The organism is Paenibacillus sinensis (assembly GCF_019904155.1).
GTDB lineage: Bacteria > Bacillota > Bacilli > Paenibacillales > Paenibacillaceae > Paenibacillus_AQ > Paenibacillus_AQ sinensis.
The window spans coordinates 19,951-45,757 of sequence record NZ_JAHCMB010000177.1 but is presented as its reverse complement, the minus strand read 5'-3'; the positions used below and the strand labels follow the sequence as shown (position 1 = coordinate 45,757).

Here is a 25,807-nt window from a genome sequence, read left to right as displayed (position 1 = left end):
GTTGATGAATCCTAAAGAGATTTTGCATGCACTGCAGGAGCGGGAAATAAGTCTTGAAGATGCTAAGAAAGAATTGGCAAAGGTCACTAGAGTTGATGCGGGAAATCAGGATCAGGGGAAGAAGGAATTGAATGGGCGAATGGAACAAAGGGAAGCCGTCGCTATTGTCGGAATGTCGGCAAGATATCCAGGCGCAGATGAATTAGACCAATATTGGGACAATCTGGTTCAGGCCAAAAATTCCGTCCAGGAAATTCCGTCTTCCCGCTGGAATATGAATGAGTATTATGATAGACATCCCAATCAACAAGGGAAATTATCCTGTAAGTGGATGGGCATGTTGGATGATATAGCATACTTTGATCCTGAATTTTTTAATATTCCGTTGGTGGAAGCAGAATCAATGGACCCCCAGCAGCGGATTTTTTTGCAGGAGGCATACAGCGCGTTCGAGGATGCGGGATACAGCCGCCGCCTGCTTAGCAGCAAGAAATGCGGAGTGTATCTTGGAATCGCAGGTAATGAATACGGCATGATGCTCTATAAAAATAAGGCCGAAGCAATGGATACTACCGGCAACAGTTCTGCCATAACGGCTGCGCGTATCGCTTATTACCTGAATCTTACAGGCCCGGCAATTTCGGTAGATACGGCATGCTCTTCATCTTTGGTTGCAGCGCATCTGGCGTGCCAGGCATTATCAAATCGTGAAATAGATATGGCATTAGTGGGTGGCGTCAGCCTGTACCTTACGCCGGATCGATATATTAGCATGTGTGCGGCGGGAATGCTGTCGCCGGATGGTCAATGCAAAGCCTTCGATAATAGTGCCGATGGTTTTGTACCGGGCGAAGGTGCCGGAGCATTGGTGCTGAAGCGATTAAGTGACGCTGAGGCGGATCATGACGCTATTTATGGTGTTATTATAGGCTCGGGAATTAACCAGAACGGCAACACAAACGGGATTACCGCTCCCAGCAAGAATCGCCAGATTCAATTGGAGAAGGAGATATATGATAAGCATAAAGTAGATCCAGATCGTATCGGTTATGCTGAAATGCACGGGACAGGTACGAAGCTGGGAGACCTGATTGAGTTGGAAGCATTGTCGGCTGTCTTTCGGGAAAAGACAAGCCGGAGGAATTATTGTGCAATAGGTTCGGTAAAAAGCAATATTGGGCATGCATCGGCAGCAGCCGGGATTGCAAGTATTCAGAAGGTCCTGTTGAGCATGAGGCATAAGATGCTGGTGCCGACATTGCATTTTCAAAGTCCGAATGAGCATTTTGATTTCAATAATTCTCCATTTTATGTAAACACCAAATTAAACTCTTGGGAAGCCCCTGCGGGTATTTCTAGGCAGGCTTGTGTGAGTTCATTCGGATTCAGCGGCAGCAATGCCCATATTGTTCTTGAAGAGTATCTCGCACACGACGGCAGTAACTCACCACTCCCCGATGCGAAATCGGAAGCCCCATTACTGTTCGTACTATCGGCAAAAAGCAAAAAACAGCTGCGACTATATACTCGGGCCATGAAGGAGTTTATTCAATCTCACACGGAACTCCCCTTGGCAGATATCGTATACACGTTGCAGGTCGGCCGGGAAGCGATGGATCAGCGTATCGCTTTTTTTGCTGATTCAAGAGAGGCTTTGGTAGCAAACCTGGAGGAATGTCTGGGTGAGCATCTGCCTGCAAGCGTATTGACTACGCAGTTGAATAAGCATGGAGCGTCCGAAGACGAGCTAACCTTGTTTGTTCAAAAGAGAGATTGGCAGAAAATAGCGGAATTATGGGTGAACGGTTTGCCGCTGGATTGGGACTGCTTGTACACGGGTCCGAGACCTGGACGGGTTCATCTTCCGACCTATCCTTTTGCCAAGGAATACTGCTGGGTTTCAGAACTCCACAATGAGGCAGCGGGTGTTCAAAATACCGGAGGCGCTGCTTCTTCTCAACCCGGAGGCGTGAATTCCACTGTTCCGGAGATCTATGCATTTGACGAGCCTTATTTACAGGATCACAAGGTCGGGGGCGAGCCTGTTCTTATCGGGATGACGCATGCAAGTCTGGCCATTAATGCTTTTTTTGGAGCCTATCCATCGGAAAACAACGTTCATCTCCATGGACTTCATTTTATAAAACCTGTTGAAATCAAAAAAGGGCAGCATGCGGAAATTGTGATTGAGTCCTTACAGAGCAAGGCTCTTGCTGACTTCCGGGTAGTATACCGTTATGGTCATGATGGGAAATGGGATGTGACGGCTAAAGGCAGTCTAGGGAGGTCTTCCTATGAAGGCAGCATGATAAATATCGGGGAATTACAGAGCACTTTGGAGGAACTGAAGGGATTCGAGCATATTTATTGCGATAATCCGGCCATCCAGGTAGGGGATACATTTAAAAACATCAGCCGGATTTATGCTGGAAATGACCGGGTACTTGCCAGAGTGGATTTGACTCAAGCTCTTCGGGAAGATCAACATGCGTATGCTATGCATCCGCTGTTGGTTTACAACGCCTTTCAGGCTGTTGTTCCGCTCTTGGGGCGGCATGATATGAAAGACGGATTTCTGCCTTTTGGAATCAACGATATTTTCTTTCAGAAGACCGGCAGACTGGAATCATTCTGGATACTGGTACAGCTGCGGAAGTTTTCGGGAGAATTGTTGATTTTCGATACAGATGTGATGAATGATGAATCACAGGTTATTGCCCATTTTTCGGGTTGCTCCTCCAAAAGGCTGCACTCTAAGACGCAAGATCATACCGGCAGCCGGAGTCGGGAAGAAGGAGTTAAGCCTCAAGCACTAAGCCAATTTGGCTCTGATACATACCAGCCTGAAAGGATCGCAGCTTCCTCACAGCTTTCGGGCAAGGTTCAAAAATATTTGAAGGGCAAGCTGTCCAGCATTATACCCGGTTATTCGAAAACCTCCAATATAGAAGCTAATTTAATGGACCTGGGCGTGGGGTCTGTAGACTTCATTACGCTGACCTCCGAAATCGAAAAGGAAGCAAACCTTAAACTGAGCCCTGCATTGTTTTTTGAGTACCCGAATATTAAGGAGCTTGCAGCGTTCTTTTCACAAGAGCACAGGGATGCGTTCGTCCAGCTTCTTGAGGCTGGTTCAGGGAATCCGGACGAGCCAATGCTTGTCCGCCATACAATGAACACTGCGCAAGAAGCGATAAACCGTGATTTTTCCAGACTCGAACCGTCATACAGCGAAACATTCTCCGAGCCGGTCAGGGATGAGATTGCAGTCATCGGGATGCATGGAACCTTTGCCGGGGCATCTGATGTAGAACAGTTTTGGAACAATCTGAGGGAGAACAAAGATGTCATAACAGAGATCCCGATGGACCATTGGGATTACCTTCCCTGGTACGATCCGAGTCCCGAAGCCCAGGACAAGACCTACTGTAAATGGGGCGGCTTTATTAAGGATATAGATCAATTCGATGCGGAGTTTTTTAATATTTCCCCCCGTGAAGCGGAGTGGATGGACCCGCAGCTCCGGCTCATGCTTCAGAGCATATATGCGGCAGGAGAAGATGCAGGCTGGATAAACCGATTGAGAGGAACCGACACCGGAGTGTTTATCGGGGTTTGCAGCCATGATTATAAGGATTTGATTGCCGAGAAGAACCTTCCTGTAGATCCTTATGTCGGGATAGGCAATTCACAGACGATACTTGCCAATCGCATTTCATTCTTCCTGGACTTGAAAGGTCCGAGTATTGCAATAGATACGGCCTGCTCATCCTCATTGGTTGCCATGAACGATGCTTGCCGGGCATTAAGAAATAATGAATGCAGCATGGCTTTCGTGGGCGGAGCGAATCTGCTCCTGTCATCCTGGCATTACCGCTATTTCAGCAGTATGGGGGCATTATCGCCAACGGGACGCTGCCATACCTTCGATGAAGCGGCGGACGGTTATATTCCAGGGGAATGTGTTGCCAGTATGTTGTTGAAGCCGCTGCAGCAGGCCATTAAAGATGGAGACCGTGTATATGCGATTGTCAAAGGCTCGGCCGCCTTGCATGGAGGCTATACGCCTTCTATTACCGCGCCCAGTGTAGCCGGAGAAGAGAATGTAATTTTGAAAGCTTGGGAAGATGCAGGGATACCGCCTGAAACCATTAGTTATATTGAAGCTCATGGTACAGGTACGAAGTTAGGCGATCCGATAGAAATTAACAGCTTAAAAAGAGCGTTCAAGCATTTCACGGGCAAGGAAGGATTCTGTGCCGTTGGTTCGGTGAAGGCCAATATCGGACATGCTGAAGGTGCGGCCGGGATAGCAGGCGTAATGAAGGTTATTCTTCAGATGAAACATCGTCAGATTCCGGCTCTACCCATGCTCAATAAGCTGAATCCATATATTGAACTGGACAAATCAGCCCTTTACATTAATCGGGAATTAGAAGAATGGAAGTGCTCCGAAGGTACGCCAAGACGCGCCGGTGTAAGTTCTTTCGGCATGTCGGGAGCTTACGCTCATGTCGTGCTGGAGGAATATATTCCGCAGGAGATCGAACAGCCCGCTGTTGCGGACAGTTCCCGGAAGCGTGCTGTGGTCGTACTATCCGCCAGAAATGAGGAACGGCTTAAGGCACAGGCAAAACAACTGGTGGATTATATCCGGAACGGGCGGGTTTCCGACAGGGATCTGCCTGAACTGGCATATACGCTTCAGGTCGGGAGAGAAGCAATGGAAGCCCGTATTGGCCTGATTGTGGGCTCAATTACCGAACTTGAAGAAAAGCTGCAGGGCTTTGTGGATGGATCGGATCATATTGAAGATATGTACAAGGCTACGGTTAAGCACAACAAAGAAAATATTGCCGCATTTATCGATGATGAAGATTTCGCAGCAATAATCGATATCTGGTCGCGCAAGGGTAAGTATGAAAAAATTGTAGACCTTTGGGTCAAGGGTCTGGACTATGATTGGAACAAACTCTATGAGGGATCTAAGCCTCGTATCATTAGTTTGCCGACCTACCCCTTTGCTATGGAGCGCTACTGGATTCCGGAGAACGACATCAAACAACGCGAAGCATCAGCCTGGATCCACCCTTTGCTGCACCAGAACACATCGGATTTATCCGAGCAGAGGTTCAGCACCTCCTTCAACGGGCAAGAATTCTTCCTGAAAGATCATGTAGTAAGTGGCTTGAAGGTTCTGCCGGGTGTGGCTTATCTGGAGATGGCCAGGGCGGCCATACATCAGGCGACAAGGAACCTGGGCGAAGAGAAGGCCAGGGTTCGATTACAAGATGTGGTTTGGATACGGCCTGTCGTGGTTGCCGACGAACCGGTGCAGCTGCATATCGGCCTTCACCTCAATGATCAAGGCCAGATTGATTACGATATCTACAGCGTTCCCGCAACAGACGGAGGGGAGGCTGTGATACACAGTCAGGGCAGCGCGGTATTCATCCCGGAAACCAAGTCTCCTGTGCTTAATCTACGGGCTTTGCAGGCGGAATGCGTTCAGGGCAAGCTTACGTCTGGCCAATGCTATGAAGCATTCAGAGCCAGGGGGATGGATTATGGTCCTGCATATCGCGGAATCGAAGAAGTATATATCGGCACTGAGCAGGTACTGGCAAAACTGTCCCTGCCGGATTTCCTGTCAAATACGAAGACACAATTTGTTATGCATCCCAGCTTGATGGATTCGGCCTTCCAGTCATTTATTGGCTTATTGATTTCTTCCGGCGGAGATGTAAGGCATTGCGATAGGCCGGTCATGCCCTTTGCGATGGAAGAACTTGAGATTTTCGATAGCTGCCAATCAACGATGTGGGCTCTTGTCCGGTATAGTGACGGTTCTGCTACAGGGGATCAACTGCAGAAGACCGGTATTGATTTATGTGATGAGCAGGGCAGGGTTTGTGTACGGATGAGAGGCGTCTCATCCCGGATGCTGGAAAAGGATCTCCAAACCGGCCATGTATCACAAACGGATTCCGCTGAAAATGCAGGCAGTCCGGTCATCGGACCGGTCATGCTTGCTCCCGTGTGGGATGTCGTGTTGGCGGAGAAGGGACATACCTCTCCGACTGCTGCAGATCGGGTTGTGGTGATCGGTGGGAATGAAGGCAATAGGGAGATTATCAAACGCGCCTACCCGAATATTCACGTATTGGAGACCCAATATGGGGAAACGATTGACGAAATAGCACAAAGACTGGAGGGCTGTGGTTGGATCGATCATATTTTGTGGATTGCACCTTACCACACCATTGAATCGGTTGCCGGGGAAGCATGTATCGCTGAACAGGACCAAGGGGTTTTCCATCTCTTTAGGGTAATTAAAGCGCTGCTCCATCTGGGATATGACACCAGGGATTTGGGATGGAGTGCGATTACCGTACAGGCTCAGCCTATCAATAAGAATGATGCGGTGAATCCCACCCATGCAAGCATTTATGGGTTGATCGGCTCAATGGCCAAGGAATATCCGAATTGGAAAACACGGGTTGTAGACGTGGAAGCTGGCTGTGACTGGCCGATTCAAGAAATGTTCTCCCTGCCCTCCGACCCTCGCGGGGATACTTGGGTATACCGCAATAAAGAATGGTACCGGCAGAGTCTGGTTCCGATGCATGATATTCCGTCAGGCGGGTCTATGTATAGACGCGGTGGCGTATATGTCGTGATTGGAGGAGCGGGAGGCATTGGGGAAGTCTGGAGCGAATATGTCATCCGCAACTGGCAGGCACAAGTGGTTTGGATCGGCCGGCGGAAGAAGGATACGGTCATCCAGGCTAAGCTGGACAGGTTGGCGGCTCTTGGGCCGGTGCCTGATTATATAGCTGCCGATGCAAGCGACCGACAGTCGTTGCAGAAGGCTTACGAAGAAATCAAAGAGAAGCATGCTCAGATTCATGGAGTGGTTCATGCCGCCATCGTGCTGCTTGATCAAAGCCTGGCCAATATGGATGAGGACAGGTTTAGGGCCGGGCTTTCCGCCAAGGTCGATGTGAGTGTGCGTATAGCACAGGTCATGCAGGAAGAGCCTCTGGATTTCGTGCTTTTCTTTTCTTCGATGATTTCATTCCTGAAATCTGCCGGACAGAGCAACTATGCTTCCGGATGTACCTTTAAGGATGCTTTTGCCGATCAGCTTGCGCTTGAACGGGACTGTGCGGTGAAAGTGATGAATTGGGGGTATTGGGGCAGTGTGGGGATCGTTGCTTCAGAGTCCTACCAGGAACGAATGGCACAGGCGGGCATAGGCTCCATTGAGCCGGAAGAGGCTTTGAAGGCTCTGGAAGCGCTTGCTTCCGCACCAATGAATCAAATGGCTTTCATGAAAACAACGAAACCTCTGGTTTTGGATGGGCTGAATGAACAGGACTGGATAACAGTCTGCCAGGATGGTCCCGAGATAGATATTCGGCTCAAGCAGAAATCTGACCCTCTTGCTATGGAGATGAGTGCCTGGGGAGTGCGGGATGAAATAAAGCTGGTTCTAATGAAAGCAGCGACTGAATTACTTCATGTATCCGAGGAACATATTGATGCAGATGTTCGATTGACGGAATACGGATTTGACCCTATCAAGGCGGCGGAGCTTGCCGACAGGCTAAGTGAAGTGTATGGATTCGAGCTGTCTTGCAGTGCATTTATTGAATATGAAACCCTCAACGAACTGGCAGAGTATCTGGCAGGGGAGTACCCCAATTTGTCTGCAAGGCAAGAGCTGGACAGTCTTCTGTGCAAGCTGCTGTTGGGACAACTGCAGTCAATTGGATTATTTACCGAAAAAGAAACGGCTGCGGCAGATTTTAAGGCAAATACGGCGATTAGCGGCTTGTACGACAGGTGGTTGGAAGAAAGTATCGCTGTTCTAATCCAGAATGAATATATCACGTATGATGGAGCGGTATACTCGGTATTGGCCAGTACAAGACAGTTGGATATTAAGGCAATATGGAATGAGTGGGATCGAAAAAAAGCCAATTGGTTGGAAAATCCCAACTTGAAGGCCCAGGTGCTTTTATTGGAAGCAATGATGGGGGCTTTACCCCAAATTCTTACCGGGAAGGTCCAGCCCACTGATCTGATGTTCCCCAATTCCTCCATGGAGTTGGTGGAGGGGATTTACAAGAACAATCCGTCTGCGGATTATTATAACGAGGTATTATCCGATACTGTGGCGGAATATATGGCGGAGCGGATTAAGCAGGACCCGTCTGCACAGGTGCGGATCATCGAGATCGGGGCCGGAACCGGGGGAACTACCGGCACGGTATTGAAGAAACTGAGCAAGTACCGGAAGCACATACAGGAATATTGTTATACCGATGTTTCGAGGGCCTTTTTGATGCATGCGGAAAGGGAGTATGGACCGGGAAATCCTTACTTGACCTACCGGCTGTTCAATGTGGAACAGCCGCTTGATGTCCAGCATATCGAGATGGGAAAATATGATCTGGCGATTGCGGCAAATGTATTGCATGCCACAAAAAATATTCGCCAGACTTTGCGCAATGCAAAGGCGGTATTGAGAAAGAATGGCCTTCTTCTAATGAATGAGCTTATCTCCAATTCATTATTTGCCCATTTGACCTTTGGCCTTCTGGAAGGATGGTGGCTGTACGAAGATCCTGCAATACGTATTTCAGGATGTCCGGGGCTATCTGCTCAATCCTGGAAAATGGTGCTGGAAGATGAAGGATTTCATTCGGTATTCTCCCAGATACCGGAGGCTTATGGCTTCGAGCAGCAGATCATCGCTGCTGCAAGTGATGGAGCTGTCAGACAACAGCAATTGCCCAAGCCGGAATTATTGCCTGCAGTGAAGAAAGACACAGAATTAGCTTCCAGAGCAGCAGTTCCCGCAGAAGAACAGGCTGTGCATAAAATAAAGGTGAAGCAGACAGGACGAATATTACCGGACTCATTGCAGGAGAGAAGCACTGCGTATATTAAGAAACTGATAAGTGATACTCTCAAGATTCCTGCTCACAAAATAGATTCTTCAGAGCCGTTAGAAAGATATGGCATCGATTCGCTCCTGGTTGTTCAATTGACCAATACGATAAGAAAGGTATTTAAAAATGTCAGCAGTACCTTGTTTTTTGAATACCAAACGATTGATGCTTTGGTCGGGTATTTTATGAACACGCAAAGGGATTCGTTAATTGCCCTGGCAGGCGTGGAGGAATCTCAGCTTTCCGAAGAATTTCCGGAGGAGAATGAAATCGCCGCGATGATGGAGGCTCAACCGCCTATGCCCTTGTCGATGCCGAGGAGAGGGGGGCGCTTCCTCCAGAGCAAATCTGCAGGGCCTGAAGGCTTCGGGTCCCAGGCTTCGGGAATTCAGGATATTGCCATTATCGGCCTTGCGGGGCGCTATGCCAAGGCTAATAATATCGATGAACTCTGGGATAATTTACGGACAGGGGAAAATTGCATTTCTGAAATTCCGAAAGACCGCTGGGATTGGAAGCAGTACTATCATGAGGAAAAAGGCAAAAAGGGATATATATATAGCAAATGGGGCGGATTTATTGAGGATATTGATAAATTCGACCCCTTATTTTTCAAGATTTCGCCCGCAGAAGCCGAGAGGATGGACCCGCAGGAGAGGCTGTTTTTAGAAGTCGTGTATGCCTGCATGGAAGATGCCGGTTATACCCCGCTAAATGTTTGCGAAAGCAGAAAAGTCGGGGTTTATGCCGGAGTTATGAATGCAAACTATCCGACAGGGGCTAGCTATTGGTCCATTGCGAACCGAATTTCCTACCTTTTTAACTTCCAGGGGCCGAGTATGGCGGTGGATACCGCATGCTCTTCTTCCTTGACGGCAGTTCACCTAGCCTTGGAAAGCCTGTACAGCGGCATGAGCGAATGTGCTATTGCAGGCGGAGTCAATTTGGTTCTGGACCCTACACACTATATGAAGCTGGCATCTATGACAATGCTCAGTCCTGGCGAGCACTGCAAGGCTTTTGGAGCCCAAGCCGACGGATTTGTCGACGGAGAAGGCGTAGGGGCCATTCTATTAAAGCCTTTGGTTAAGGCGATTGCCGATGGAGATCATATTTACGGAATTATCAAGGGGAGTGCGTTGAACGCGGGAGGGAAGACCAATGGTTACACCGTTCCCAATCCCAATGCGCAGTTCCAACTGGTTGCAGATGCTTTGAAGCGTGCAAAGGTCCATCCAAGGACCGTCAGTTACCTGGAAGCGCACGGAACAGGTACGGAACTGGGTGATCCGATAGAAATCGCCGGTTTGACAAGAGCCTATGAGAAGGATACGGAGGAAAAACAGTTTTGCGCAATCGGCTCGGTCAAGTCGAACATTGGACATTGCGAGAGTGCAGCAGGAATTGCCGGGATGACAAAAGTGCTGCTGCAGTTGAAAAACCGTCAGCTGGCTCCTTCGCTTCATTCAAAGGTTCTGAATCCAAACATTGAGTTTGGGAATACGCCCTTTATCGTCCAACAAGAGCTGGCAGAATGGAAAAGGCCGGTGGTACGGATCGACGGAGTAGTCCGGGAATACCCGAGGATTGCCGGCATTTCATCCTTTGGGGCTGGCGGAGCAAACGCTCATATCGTTATTGAGGAATATATACCGCAACATCGAGAAAGAACTTATATGGAATCAGCCGTCAGGAACCCTGCAATCCTGATCCTGTCAGCAAAGAACGAAGAAAGGCTCAAGGAAAAGGCTGACCAGCTATTAGCCGCAATCGGGAAGCAGACATTCACGGATGAAGACCTGGCGGATATAGCGTATACCCTTCAGGTTGGAAGAGAAGCAATGGAGGAGCGGTTAGCCATGACTGCAGGGTCATTGAAAGAGCTAACGGATAAGCTGAAGAGCTTCCTGGATGGCCGGAATGATGCAAATGGTCTCTACCGCGGCCAGATCAAAGGGAATAAGGATGCACTGGCTGTTTTTGCAACGGATGAAGAACTGCAGGCTGCTATAGGCAAGTGGGTTGAGTATAAAAAATATGACAAGCTCTTGGACCTGTGGGTCAAGGGACTGGCCTTTGATTGGAACAGGTTGTACGGAGAAGATGCCAAAAAACCTTGCCGGATAAGTCTGCCAACCTATCCTTTTACAAGGGAGCGCTATTGGACAGCCAGAAGCTTGGCCAAGTCCGGGGGGCATGAGGTAGCTTCCGATTCTGAACCATCCGTTTCTATACAGGCCCCGGCAGCGCCCGGAAAGCTGATGCTCCAGCCTTGCTGGCAGGAAAAGGCTGCTTTCCATGAGGCAGCGGCTCCAAGCTATGAAAAGGTTTTGGTTATGTTATGCGAACCCTGCGGCATTTCCCCTGAAGGTATTGCGGAAAGAATGGATGGTGTACGCTGCATATCCTTGCAATCTGAGAAGAAGGGAATGGATGAGAGATTCCAAGACTATACTCTGCAGGCGTTCAGAGAAATCCGCAGCCTAATTGAAGGCAGACCTCAGGGTAAGGTGTTGATTCAGGTTGTTATTCCAGGCCAGGAGGAGAACCAGGTCTGTTTCGGGCTGTCCGGACTTCTAAGAACGGCGAGCTTGGAGAATCCCAAGCTGGTGGGACAAATCATAGGGATTGAGGAGAATGACGAAGGCGTTGCAGAGAAACTGCTGGAAAATAGCCGTTGGCCCAGTGACCATAAAATCAGCTATCGCAACGGAAGACGCTATGTTGCCGGGTGGAACGAAGTTGAAGTTGCCGGGAATGCGGCGGCCGTTCCGTGGAAGGAGCAGGGCGTCTATCTGATTACGGGCGGAGCTGGCGCTCTGGGACTCCTATTCGCAAGGGATATCGGCGCGAAGGTCAAGGATGCCATATTGGTTCTTACCGGTAGATCCCCTATAGGTCCAGAGATAACTGCCCGATTAGAGGATTTAGAGACATTAGGCGCCAGGGTGGAATACAGACAAACGGATATCGCGAAGAAGGAGGAGGTCGCACGACTGATCCGCGACATCATCGATAAATATGGTAGGCTGGATGGAATCATCCACAGTGCCGGAGTAATCCGCGACAGCTTTATACTGAAAAAAGACGACGATGAAATACGGCAGGTCCTGGCACCTAAGGTCACCGGACTCGTGAATCTTGATCAAGCAAGCAAAGAACTGCCACTGGACTTTTTCATTTTATTCTCCTCCGGTACGGGTGCATGGGGCAATGTAGGACAGGCCGACTATTCCGCCGCCAACGCCTTTATGGATGCATATGCCGGGTACCGCAATAGGTTGGCAAGTTCTGGCCAACGCCGGGGGAAGACCCTCTCCATTAATTGGCCGCTGTGGAGCCAGGGGGGGATGCAGATCAGCGAAGCAACGAAAAAGATCATGCGGCAAGAGATGGGTATGGTTCCCATGGAGACCTCGAATGGGATTCGGGCGTTATATCAGGGGTTGGCTGCGGGAGAAGATCAGGTGCTGGTATTTGAAGGCGATGTGTCCAAGCTGTGGGAACATATACATGAGGAGTCACCAAAGGCCGATCCGAAACCGGGTAATGGAACGGATCGACCCATGGAACAAGGAATTTTGCAGGAGAAAATCCTGCACAAGCTGAAGGTGATTTTCGGAGAAATCACCAAGCTGAGTGTTTCCCGGATCGATGCCGATGAGCCTTTGGAGAACTATGGGATTGATTCGGTTATGATTATGCAGCTCAATCACAAGCTCAGTGTATACTTTGGCGATTTGTCAAAAACCCTGTTCTTTGAATATAAGACGCTGCAAGCCTTGGCAGAATACCTTATTACAGCCTATTCACAGGAGTGCGTCCGATGGGCTGGGCTTATAAAATCTGCTGGGCCGCTAGAAAAGGAGTCTCTAGGGCATTATGCCGCAATCCAATCACCCTCCGGGATTCCAGCTGAAGAGGTAAGAGAACAAGCCCCCAGCTTCTCCGCTGCGCAATCAGAGATAAGCAGGGAGCCTATTGCCATCATTGGGATCTCGGGACGTTATCCGCAGGCCAACAACCTGAAAGACTATTGGGAGAATTTACAGGCGGGGAAAGATTGTATCACCGAGATTTCTCAAGAACGCTGGCCGCTGGAAGGATTTTACCATCCTGACGCCCAGGAGGCTGTAGCTCAAGGCAAAAGCTACAGCAAGTGGGGAGGTTTTGTGGATGGTTTTGCGGATTTCGACCCGCTGTTTTTCAATATTTCGCCTCGCGAGGCAATCAACATCGATCCTCAGGAAAGGCTGTTCATGGAGTCCTGCTGGGAAGCACTGGAGGACGCAGGCTATACCAGGGAGCAGCTTGCGGTACAGTATAACCGGAGGGTTGGTGTCTTCGCGGGAATTACGAAAACAGGCTTTGATTTATATGGAGCTGAGCTGTGGAAGCAGGGCAAGAGGCTTTATCCTCACACCTCTTTTGGATCGGTGGCCAACCGGATTTCCTATCTGCTGGATATCCAGGGACCCAGCATGCCAATAGACACGATGTGCTCGGCATCGCTAACTGCGATTCATGAGGCATGCGAGCATCTCTATCACGGAGATTGCGAAATGGCGATTGCCGGCGGGGTCAACTTATATCTTCATCCTTCCAACTATGTCCTGTTGTGTGCCCAGAAAATGCTCTCGTCTGACGGAAGGTGCAAAAGCTTCGGACAAGGCGCTAACGGATTCGTGCCTGGGGAGGGAGTTGGGGTCGTTCTGCTGAAGCCTTTATCCCGTGCAGTGAAAGAGGGGGACCATATTTACGCTGTCATTCGCGGAACCAGTATTAATCACGGAGGAAAAACCAACGGCTACACCGTGCCTAATCCGAACGCTCAGGGAGAGCTGATCCGGGCAGCACTGGATAAAGCGGGAGTAAATGCCCGCACAGTCAGTTACATCGAAGCCCATGGGACGGGAACGGAACTGGGCGACCCCATCGAGATTACAGGACTTACCCAGGCCTTCCGCAAGGATACCCAGCATACGGGTTTCTGCGCCATAGGTTCGGTCAAATCCAATATAGGCCATCTCGAGGCTGCGGCGGGAATTGCCGGAATAACGAAAATCGTGTTGCAAATGAAACATCAGAAGCTTGTTCCAAGCCTGCATGCCAAACAACTAAATGACAATATCAGCTTTGCGAAAACTCCATTTGCGGTCCAGAGGGAACTGTCAGAATGGAAGCGGCCGATGATCGAGCTTAACGGTACGACGGTGGAATGCCCCAGAATTGCAGGTGTTTCATCCTTTGGAGCAGGAGGGGCCAATGCCCATGTCATCATAGAAGAATATATTCCGGACGAAGCGAAAAAACCTCAAATAGCAGTCAGTACGCAGAGCCCCGCGGTTATCGTCCTGTCAGCCAGAAGTGAAGATCGGCTCAAAGCTCAGGCGAAGCAGTTATTGGATATCATTGGAGGGAAAAAAACTGCAGACGCTTCCCTCGCTGATATTGCCTATACGCTTCAGGTGGGGCGCGAAGCCATGGAAGAACGTTTGGCTTGCATTGTCGGGTCCATTAAGGAATTGGAGGAGAAGCTGGGGGGATTCGTAGCCGGACAGGATAGCATTGAGGGGCTATACAGGGGACAAGCAAAACGTAATAAAGAGACTGTTGCGCTATTTGCAGCGGATGAGGATTTACAAAGGGCGGTCGAGGCATGGTTAGGCAAGAGAAAATACGGAAGGCTCCTTGAACTCTGGGTTAAAGGGCTGAGTTTCGACTGGAATAAGCTGTATGGAAACGTGAAGCCACAGAGGATCAGTTTACCTGCTTATCCTTTTGCGAGAGAACGCTACTGGATACCCGCATCTGGAGCTGTGATTTCCCCAAGGACGGAAGTATCTCTAATGGAAACTGATGTCAACCGTACATTGGCCGACCTCAATATTCCTGCTTCAACGGCCAAACCTAGCTTGATTTCGCTTCAGTCTTTATCGGGGGACCAGAAGCCGGCAAAGGGACCGGAAGCGGAAAGCCGCCCATCCATAACACTATCATTGCCAAGCACTTCGTTATGGCAGCAAGTGAAGGACCATGAGACAGCAGTCCCCATCGCTGCTAAAGAAGCGGGCTGGGCGGATCATTTAGAGGAAGAGCTGGCAGCAAGCCTGGCGGATATCTTGTCCATGAGACGAAGTGATGTTGACAGGGATAAGAGCTTTATGGACATCGGGCTGGATTCCATTACAGGTGTGGAATGGATTCAGGCAATCAACAAACGGTACGGGCTGTCCATTACAGCGACCAGAATCTATGATTATCCGAATCTTCGGGGATTCCTTGAATTCCTGGAGAAGGAGCTGGACAAACAAGACATCGCCACGGCAGATCGCACGGAGAATGTCGTTTCAAGCATGCCTCAGGTGAAGCCTGGAGGATTGCTGTCTCTGGGATATATGCAGGAGGAGCTGACGGAAAGCTTGGCCGAAATATTGTCCATGAAACGTTCCGATGTGGATTTGGATGCAAAATTTACCGATATGGGACTGGACTCTATTATCGGCGTGGAATGGATTCAGATGATCAATAAGCAGTATGGGTTATCCATTGCCGCGATGAGGCTCTATGATTATCCGACGATCAGAGAGTTCTGCGAATATTTGAAAAAGGAGCTGGATAAGAGCGGGGAAGACTTGAGCCAGGCATCCTTGCAGCCAGCTTCATCTCTTTCCTTGCATGAGTTGATACAAAATGTGCAACAAGGCAACTTGGACATAGATCTCGCTGAACGGCTTTTTCACCAATCGAAATGACATCTCAAAAACGTTTAAAGAGGGGTTATTGATGAATGCAAAAGAGATTTTTCGTGCACTTCAAACGGGTGAATTAAGCGCAGAAAGTGCCGAGAAGGAATTGGAACAACTAATGGGTACGGCTTCCGATCTGTCTGAGCGGCATAAGGCAGTTGATTTACAGGAGATCGAACCGGGAATTGTTCTATTGACGATGCAGGATCGTGCCAATAAGAATACATTCTCCGAGGAACTGGTCGATGGACTGGTTCAGGCTTTTGAGACGATTAGTGCCGGATCGGACTATAAAGTCGTTATCCTGACCGGGTATGACAGCTACTTTGCCTCTGGCGGTACCAAGGAGGGGCTGCTGGCCATACAGGAAGGCAAGGTGAAGTTTACCGATATCAATATTTATAGCCTTGCCTTGGACTGTAAGATTCCTGTCATCGCTGCCATGCAAGGGCATGGAATTGGCGCTGGTTGGGCCATGGGAATGTTTTGCGATTTTATTGCGATGAGCAGGGATAGCTATTATTCCAGCAATTATATGAAGTATGGTTTTACGCCCGGTGCAGGAGCGACATTGATTTTTCCGGAAAAGTTCGGGATTACCCTCGCACAGGAAATTCTGTTTACCGGAAGGCAATTCCGTGGATCGGAACTGGAGGCAAAAGGAGTTGCCTTCCCGGTGTTACCGAGAAATGAAGTGCTTCCCTATGCGATACAGCTGGCAAAAGAATTAGCCCAGGCGCCCAGAGAATCATTGATTGCATTAAAAGACCAGATGACGGCATCCATTAGGGAACAGCTGCGCCCAACCTTTGACAAAGAATTGATAATGCATCAAAGAACCTTTGTGAACCAGCCAGAAGTAAGAGACAGGATAGAATCCATATTCAATAATGATCTGGCTGATACCCGGGTTAAACAGTCTCCGGCAAAGGAATCAGCCGGACATCAGAAATCAATCTCACATGATTCAATTGCCATTATCGGGATGTCGGGGCAATTCCCTGAAGCCAAGGATCTGGATCAGTTCTGGAGCAACATTGCTCAGGGGAAGGATTGTATCTCAGAGATACCTCCCACTCGGTGGTCTGTTCAAGATCATTACCATGCTGACCCGAAAGTTCCGGGAAAAACCTATAGCAAATGGATGGGGCTTCTAGATGATGTGGACAAGTTTGATCCCCTGTTCTTCAATATTTCGCCTGCAGAAGCAGAATGGATGGACCCGCAGCAGCGCTTGTTCATCGAAAACTGCTGGCACTGCATTGAAGATGCCGGATTAAACCCGTATTCTCTATCCGGAAGCCGATGCGGCGTTTATGTTGGTTGCGTGCCTAATGACTACGGACAATCTCCGGACACCCGGAGAATAAACGCACAGGTCTTTACCGGGACTTCGACTGCCATTCTAAGTGCAAGGATATCTTATTTGTTAAACTTAAAAGGTCCCTGTTTAGCCATTGATACGGCTTGTTCCTCATCGCTTGTGGCGATAGCGGAAGCCTGCAACAGCCTGATTCTGGGGACCAGTGATTTGGCTTTGGCCGGCGGAGTATTTGTCATGATAGGGCCGTCCATGCATATTGCGACCAGTAAAGCAGGCATGTTGTCCAAGGATGGCAGATGCTTCACATTTGATGCCAAAGCCAATGGATTTGTACCCGGAGAGGGCGTAGGCGTTGTTCTGTTAAAACGGCTCTCCGACGCTGTTCGGGACCGCGACCCCATTTATGGGGTGATTCGCGGCTGGGGAGTCAATCAGGATGGAAAGACCAATGGCATGACCGCTCCCAGCGCAAACTCCCAAACTCAACTGGAGCAGGATGTATATAAACGCTTTGATATCAACCCGGAAACGATTTCACTGATCGAAACGCATGGGACGGGGACCAAGCTTGGTGATCCCATTGAAGTGGAGGCGTTGACCGAAGCGTTCAGGTCCTATACAAATGAAAAAAACTACTGCGCCCTGGGCTCGGTTAAAAGCAATATCGGACATCTGTTAACAGCAGCAGGAGCAGCCGGGGTGATGAAGGTTTTGCTGGCATTTAAACATAGGATGCTGCCGCCTGCAGTTCATTTTCATTCACTGAACGAGCATATTTCCTTAGCAGACAGCCCTTTTTATATCAACGATCGTCTGCAGTCCTGGGAAGCTTCTCCCGGAATACCACGTCGTGCAGCTGTAAGCGCCTTCGGATTCAGCGGAACAAATGCCCATATCGTCATAGATGAATACCTTTCCGAAGATGCAAATGAAGCACGGGTTAATATGGACATTAATCCCGTGCTCTTTGTATTGTCGGCAAAAAGCCAAGAGCAGTTAAAAAGGTATGCCGAATCGATAAAGGGCTGGATCGAAGAGCAAGAGAGCCTGAACCTGGCGGATATGGCTTACACCATGCAGGCAGGACGCGAAGCAATGGAGCATCGCCTGGCGTTTCCGGCGAATTCAAGAGAGGGCTTGTTAAAGGTATTGGACGGTTTTATCCTTGGGAACCTGCCAGCCGGAGCCTTTACTGCACAGGTTAATAAGGGTAAAGCCGAAGCGGCGTCTTTTGAGAGTAATAAAGACTCCAAGGCCATTCTGGAAACCTGGATTCAAAAGAGAATGCTGGATAAAATCGCAGAGTTATGGGTAAAAGGAATGGACCTTGACTGGGATAAACTTTATGACGGTCACCGGCCCCGCCGCATTAGCATGCCTGGCTATCCATTTGCAAGAGAACGTTATTGGCACGCTAAGGAGACTGTCATAGCTGGGGCCCCAGCCCATTCCCCGGTTAGCGGGATTGCTGATCTGCCTGTGCCCCAACCTGTCTTGGACTTGTCAGGGCAGCATGATCTCCGGAACAGTGAGGAATCAGAAGGGATGCTGTCCTTCATGGTGTCCTATTTTGTAACCATACTGTCGCATGTTTTAAAAATTACGCCCGAAAGAATTGACCCCGATTCAGGCTTTGATAAGTTCGGGGTGGATTCAATTGTCGTTCAGCAACTGAATGAGAAACTGGAACAAGACTTTGGTCCAGTCTCTTCGGCCCTATTCTTTACATATAAGAGCGTAAGGGCGCTGGCGCAGTATTTCTCCGAGGAGTATGGGGAAAAGGTTAAACAGCTATTACAACCAGCAGATAACGGCATTCCGCAGCAAATGGAAAAGAATGTTCAATTCCGGGACCAAGAGAACAAGAATGATACGCATACCGCAAATCAAGATATAGCAATCATCGGAATCGGCGGACAATACCCGCAAGCTGTCAATCTGGATGAATTCTGGAAAAATCTCGAGGACGAAATGGACTGCATTATCGAGATTCCACGGGAACGCTGGGACTACCGTAAATACTACACCCAGGAAAGCGGGAACAGTAAAAAATCCGGGGGAATGTACTGTAGATGGGGCAGTTTTTTACAAGATATAGATAAATTCGATCCGTCCTTTTTTAATATTTCACCGCTTGAAGCCCGTTTTATGGACCCTCAGGAAAGGTTGTTTCTCCAAACGGTAGCATCCTGCTTGGAGGATGCTGGTTATACCAGAAGGCGTTTGAGAGATAACAGCGCGAGTGACGGCAGAAGCCCGGTGGGCGTTTTTGCCGGTGTAACCTTTAACAATTATCAATTATATGTATTAAAAGAATTTGAAAAAGGGAATTTTGCTCCGGTGAATTCCCAGATTTATTCTATTGCGAATCGGGTATCCTACATTTTCAATTTGAGAGGGCCAAGCCTGAGCGTCGATACGGCCTGCTCCTCCTCTCTATACGCGATCCATCTGGCCTGTGAAAGTATAAAGCGGGGAGAATGCGAAATGGCCATCGCCGGTGGTGTGAATCTGTCACTGCACCCAAGTAAATACATGGCGCTGTGCTATGGCCAGTTTGCTGCAAGCGACGGACGCTGCCGTTCATTTGGACAGGACGGCGATGGATATGTCCCCGGGGAGGGCGTCGGGGCGGTGTTACTGAAACCCCTTAACAAGGCAAAGGCTGACGCTGACCATATCTATGGGGTTATAAAGGGAACTGCAGTCAATCATGACGGAAAGACTTTTGGATATAATGTTCCGAATCCGGTTGCCCAGGCTGAGGTTATCCAACAGGCACTGGAAGCGGCAAATATAAATCCGCGTACCATTAGCTACGTCGAAGCTCATGGGACGGGAACCAAGCTTGGCGATCCGGTAGAAGTTTCGGGATTGAGTGAAGCTTTCGGCAAATACACTGCGGACAAGCAGTACTGCGCAATAGGCTCGGTGAAGTCCAATATCGGCCATTTGGAAGCCGCGGCGGGGGTTGCCCAGCTGACGAAGGTGCTTCTCCAAATGAAATATAAGAGACTGGCGGCTACCCTGATCCATTCGGATCAATTAAACCCGAAAATAAATTTTGAGAATACGCCGTTTTTCGTCCAACAAAGACTTGGCGAATGGAAGCGGCCAGTCATCCGGCTGGACGGTGAAGAACGAGAGTTTCCACGGCGCGCCGGAATAAGTTCTTTTGGAGCCGGAGGAGTAAATGTACACATGATCGTTGAGGAGTATGATGCCCAACCTGATAGAGAAGACAAAGCGGAAGAGGATAACAAGCCTGCCATATTCGTGTTGTCGGCCAAAAAGGAAAAGAACTTGCAGGCCTATGCCGGGCTGCTAAAGGAATACGTAAATAAGCATGCCGGGGAGCGAGGCGAGAACAACAAGTTTAAAAATATAGTTTATACCTTGCAAACAGGGCGGGACCCCATGCCTTGCAGGCTTGCATTTACTGCCAGAGGGCTTGGAGAAATCGGAAGTAAGCTTGACATATTCCTCAATCATGGGGCTGATGAAGAATCGGGACTCTATCTTGGAAATACCGAGGCGAACAATAATCGCGTGCCTGAATCGGATGTAGAGAGCTTTTCTGCAGATTCATACCCGAATATACAGCCTGACAAAATAGCGGAGCTCTGGGCTCGCGGAATGGAGGTAGACTGGGAAAAGCTATATCCGCATAGCACGGCACATCGCGTGCCTTTGCCTACGTATCCTTTCTCCAAGGAAAGCTATTGGGTGGGGGAAATAATGGATCAGACGTTGAACGATAAGGATCTTGCTGTAGATAAGGAGCTTGCTGTAATAGAGAAAACTACCGTACAGGAAGAGCAGCAGCAAAGTCGCCCTGACCAATCCGTGTTCCTGTCAGAGCTGTGCATGGCGATGGAGGGAGAGCGGCTGGAAATGGTGCAGGGGTACATCCAGGAAATGCTTGCGAAATTACTGGCTTTTAATCCCCTGGACGTGCCGGAGCTTCACCAGGGCTTTTTCGATATGGGGATGGAATCGGTAATGAGCGAACAATTTAGAACCTCATTGGAGTACAGCTTGAACATCGATATATCCGAGACGGCATTATTTGATTATCCCAACATTGCGGAATTATCCAAATATGTGTTGAGTCTCATCCCTGTTCCGACATTAGAAGATCCGCAAGAGTATACTTCGGCCGGTTTGGAGGATGTGGCAAATGAATTGAGAGACCTATTGGCTCAATTGGATGATTAACAGCGAAATAATCTTTAAGGAGGCTTGGTTTCATGGGGAACGGAGACAAGCAGGAAGATTACGAATTATTGCTGAATCGTTCGTTGCAAACGATTAAGAAATTAAAGGCAGATCTTGATAAACAAAAAAAGGGAAGGGAGCCCATCGCGGTTATTGGTATGGGATGTCGGTTTCCCGGAGGAAGTCAGGACCCTCAAGCATTTTGGGATTTTCTCAAGGAACATGGTGACGGGGTTGTTGAGGTGCCACGCGACCGGTGGAATGTTGAGGAATTATACGATCAGGATCGGGATGCTCCCGGGAAAATGTACTTAAAAGAAGCTGGATTTTTGCATGAGGACGTAGGAGCCTTTGACGCGCGGTTTTTCGGAATATCTCCGCGGGAAGCAGCCGAAATGGACCCTCAGCAGAGAATGCTATTGGAGGTTTCGTGGGAGGCGCTGGAATCGGCCGGCATTAGCCCTGATAGCATTAGAGGAACCCAAACGGGTGTTTTTGTAGGTATTATAGGTTCGGAATATGCTCTTTTGCCACGAGCCGGCAAGAATAATAATCCCTACACGCTGACAGGGGCTATGTCTAATATTGCCTCTGGAAGAATCTCGTATATTTTAGGAATACACGGCCCTTCTATCTCCATAGACACAGCATGCTCATCCTCTCTCGTAGCCGTTCATCTTGCATGCGAGAGTCTGCACAGAGAAGAGACCTCTCTGGCACTTGCTGGTGGAGTAAATCTATTAATCTCGCCACAGGGATTCATATCCCTCTGCGGATTGAACGCACTCGCCGAAGATGGAAGATGCAAGACCTTCGACGCTAGCGGCGATGGCTACGGACGGGGTGAGGGCTGCGGGGTCGTCGTATTAAAGAGGCTTTCAGATGCCATAAGGGACAAGGAGCCGATTCTTGCAGTCATTAAGGGGAGTGGTGTGAACCAGGATGGACCTGGGAGCGGGCTAACGGTTCCAAATGGTGTGGCGCAGAAGGAGCTGATCTCCAGAACGCTTGAAAAGGCAGGCGTTTTACCGAGTGAAATCAGTTACTTTGAGGCGCACGGAACGGGAACTCCTCTGGGCGACCCGATTGAATTCCAGGCATTGGCCGAGGTGTTCGGCAAGGATCATAACAGGAAGGAACCATTGATAATAGGGTCTGTAAAAAGCAATATAGGTCATCTTGAAGGGGCAGCCGGAATAGCAGGTTTGATCAAACTGGTATTATGCATTCAGAATAAAAAGATATCGCCAAATCTTCATTTGAATTCAATCAATCCAAGAATTCATCTGGAGAGGATTCCAGCAGTTGTTCCCCAAAGCGCTGTTTCATGGGAAACGGGCGAAAAACCGCTCATGGCAGGGATAAGTTCCTACGGGTTTAGCGGTACAAATGCCCATGTCATTGTTGCCGAACCACCAAGAGTCACAGACAACGGTGCCCCTTCAGACAGGGGTTTCATCGAAAGACCTTTGCATATACTGGCTCTTTCCGCAAAGGACGAAAATGCCCTGTCGCAATTAATTGCAAAATATAACGACTATTTTAAAGAGAGCAGCAAAGAAAAACTGGCGGACATATGCTATACGGCCAATGCCGGGAGAAATCACTTTTCATATAGAACCACATTTATTGCCGAAAGCCTGGAGCAAATGAAAAACCAGCTTTCGGAATATGGCAGCAAGCTCGAAAGGGCGGATGGGAAAGGCAAGGAAAACACCAATCTGAAGCTCGTTTTTTTATTGAATGGCGGAATTTCCAAAGATGCGGCAAAATCCTTATATGAAACACAGCCGGTATTCCGGGAGACATTACGGATGTGCGATGAACGGCAAATGCAAATAACCGATGCCTCTTTTTTGACGTATATCCTGAACGATACCTTTCAATTGAATTCAGGTGCTCGGGGATATATAGATAACGTGATCTCGTTCTCTTTGCAGCTGGGGCTATTAAACTTATGGGAGAGCTGGGGAGTCAAGCCCGCTGCTGTCCTGGGAATCGGCAGTGGGGAGTTTGCAGCCGCGTGTGCAGCAGGGGTCATGAGTGTGGAGACGGCATTGGCATTCATTGTGGAGCATGAGGGGATAGAGAGAACAACGGGTGTGAACAAAATCCTGGAGCAGCCCCGGATTCGTCTGATCTCGGGCAGTACGGGAAGACCTGTTGAACAGCAGGAGGCCATGTCAGGATTATATTGGGAACAGGTTTTGAATGTTGAGTCCGGGTTCAGGGAGGGGATTCAATACCTTGCTGATAAGGGATACAGACATTTTATGGAGATCGGGCAGGTATACAGTCCGGAAGACAAGAAGGAGACTCTTACTCGTACCGGCAGCCAGTTCTTTTCTCTCTCGGCAGAGGAGAATATATGGGAGCGTATACTGCATGTATTGGGACAGCTTTATTGCCTGGGGATGGATATTAACTGGTATGGCTTCGAGCGGGGTTATTCCAGGCATAAGGTATTATTACCAACGTACCCGTTTCAAAGAAAGCATTACTGGTGTGAGCTTCTCTCGTTCAGGGAAACTTCCAAGGAAAACAAGAGGGAGGCTCATGAAGAAAAAAGCGGCGGCAGCTTCCTGGATGGAAGGATCGTATACTCTCCCGTAAAGGAGAAACAATTCGAATATCTTCTTAATCTGGATATGGCTCCGGACTTGAAAGATACCCATGGGGTCATGCATGTCGGTTATTATCTTGAAATGCTGTACCGGGCAATCGGCAAAATTCATAACAGGTCGTTTAGTTTGAACACAATGGAGTTCTTAAGTGCATTGGTGATTCCTGAAAGCGGGATGGTGAATATATCCTTAACCCTGCTCCAGGAAGAGAATGGAGAAATCGCATTTGCGTTTCACAGTTCGGAGAATGGAACCCCTTGGAATAAACATGTGAAGGGCAGTCTGTTGCTGGATCAAAGAGATCCGAGGCTGCAGGTTAGAGAGAACTTGGATGAAGCGATCAAATACCGCTGCGACGAGCAGTATACCGGTTCGGAATTTTATCAGCAAGTCCAGGATGAAAGAGGGCTATTTCTAGGCAAGAGCGTCCGATGGATAGACCATGTCTGGTCTGCGGCGGGTGAGTCGCTTGCAAGGTTTCGACCGCCGCAAGGAATGGACAAGCGAAATGATTACAAACTAGGCATTCATCCGGGCGTTCTGGATGCCTGTGCCCAATTATTCCATGCAGCTTTACCCAAGGATAAGGGCAGAGACTTAAAGTACATGGTTACAAAGTGGGAGGATTTTGTCTTCAATAGCCCGTCGGATGTTCAGGAATTATGGTGCCATGTAGAACTACAGGAAATACGGGAAGCAACCAATGAACTGAAGGGAATATTCAAGCTCTTTGATCAGAACGGGAAGTTGATTGCTCGAATAAACAGCGGTTACATGAAGGGAATGAGCAAGGAGCGTGAGAGAGCTTTTAAGAGGCATCTGGAAAAAGTCGAGGAGAGTAAGGAAGCACAAAATGAATTTGAAATCATAAAGAACCTGAAAGAAGCCAGCCGGGATCAATGGGAGGGAATCATTCAAGGGTATTTACAGGGGGTATTTGCTTCCATATTTGAAATGCAGGTATCTGAAGTTGATACCAATGAGTCTCTTATGAATTTAGGCATGGATTCACTGGTTGGAATTGAAGCCAAGGGAAAGATTGAAAAAGAGCTCGGTATCTACCTGCCTATCGAAATACTAATTCAAGGATCAAGCATCATTGAAATGTCGGAGTTCATTATTCCGCTCTTGTCGGTAACTCCAGACAAGGTTGTCGATAAGGAAGAGAGTTCAGCTGAGGCGAGCCTGAAGAAGGAAATTCAGTTATGGATTGCACACCGGAAGCCCAATCCGCTGGCTAAGATTAAATTGTTCTGCTTCCCGTATGGAAGCGGCGGTGGCGCTTCTATATACCGTGAGTGGCAAGCTAAGCTGCCGGATGGGATAGAAGTCTGCCCGATTCAATTGCCTGGAAAGGAGAACAGGATTAAAGAGAAGGCATTTGTTCATATTGACAGGGCCGTGGAAATACTGAAAGAGGTGCTATTGCCCGAACTTGACCGGCCTTATGCCTTTTATGGCCATAGCGCGGGTGCGTTAATCGCGTACTCTCTGGCTTATAAACTATGGAAGGAAGCGGACATTAAACCGAAGCATTTGTTTGTTGGAGCGTACTCGTCACCGACGATCCTGCCCAATCCGCTGCTTGCATTCACCAGGGATAAGTTTAAGAATATTGGCTACGAGGATATTCCCGGACCGGATATTCTTTCAGCCATGACACCGGAACAATTTGAGAACATATTGAATGTAATTACTTCGGAATTTGATGCGAATCAGGAGCTGGTAAGATTGTATTTACCAACAAGACTTTCGGAGTTGCAAATGGTAAATAGCTATCAACCCACTGGGGAAGCTGTCTTTGATGTTCCGATAACAGCAGTTCACGGCAAAGGGGATGAGAAGGTTCAAGAACAGGAAATGAACGCTTGGAGTGAGCTGACAAAAGGCATATTCAAACTTCATGAGGTGTCTGGAGATCACTTGTTCCTC

At 48.7% G+C, this 25,807-nt stretch carries 3 protein-coding genes; all 3 read left to right on the top strand.

Annotation, left to right across the window (positions count from 1 at the left end):
• Positions 1-4: 4 nt before the first annotated feature.
• Positions 5-15,715 carry an SDR family NAD(P)-dependent oxidoreductase gene (locus KIH86_RS20080; RefSeq protein ID WP_223086114.1) on the top strand — a complete coding sequence of 5,237 codons (15,711 nt, stop codon included), beginning with the start codon at positions 5-7 and terminating at the stop codon, positions 15,713-15,715.
• Between the two features lie 31 nt (positions 15,716-15,746).
• Positions 15,747-21,251: a beta-ketoacyl synthase N-terminal-like domain-containing protein gene (locus KIH86_RS20075; RefSeq protein WP_223086115.1), complete on the top strand. Its 5,505-nt coding sequence runs from the start codon at positions 15,747-15,749 to the stop codon at positions 21,249-21,251.
• Between the two features lie 32 nt (positions 21,252-21,283).
• Positions 21,284-25,807 (top strand): type I polyketide synthase (locus KIH86_RS20070; RefSeq protein ID WP_223110634.1); only part of this gene is annotated, 4,524 nt, incomplete at its 3' end.

Bases quoted from the DNA above. Each gene is read 5' to 3' on its own strand.
- KIH86_RS20080 (WP_223086114.1), top strand. From the start codon at position 5: ATGAATCCTAAAGAGATTTTGCATGCACTGCAGGAGCGGGAAATAAGT.
- KIH86_RS20075 (WP_223086115.1), top strand. From the start codon at position 15,747: ATGAATGCAAAAGAGATTTTTCGTGCACTTCAAACGGGTGAATTAAGC.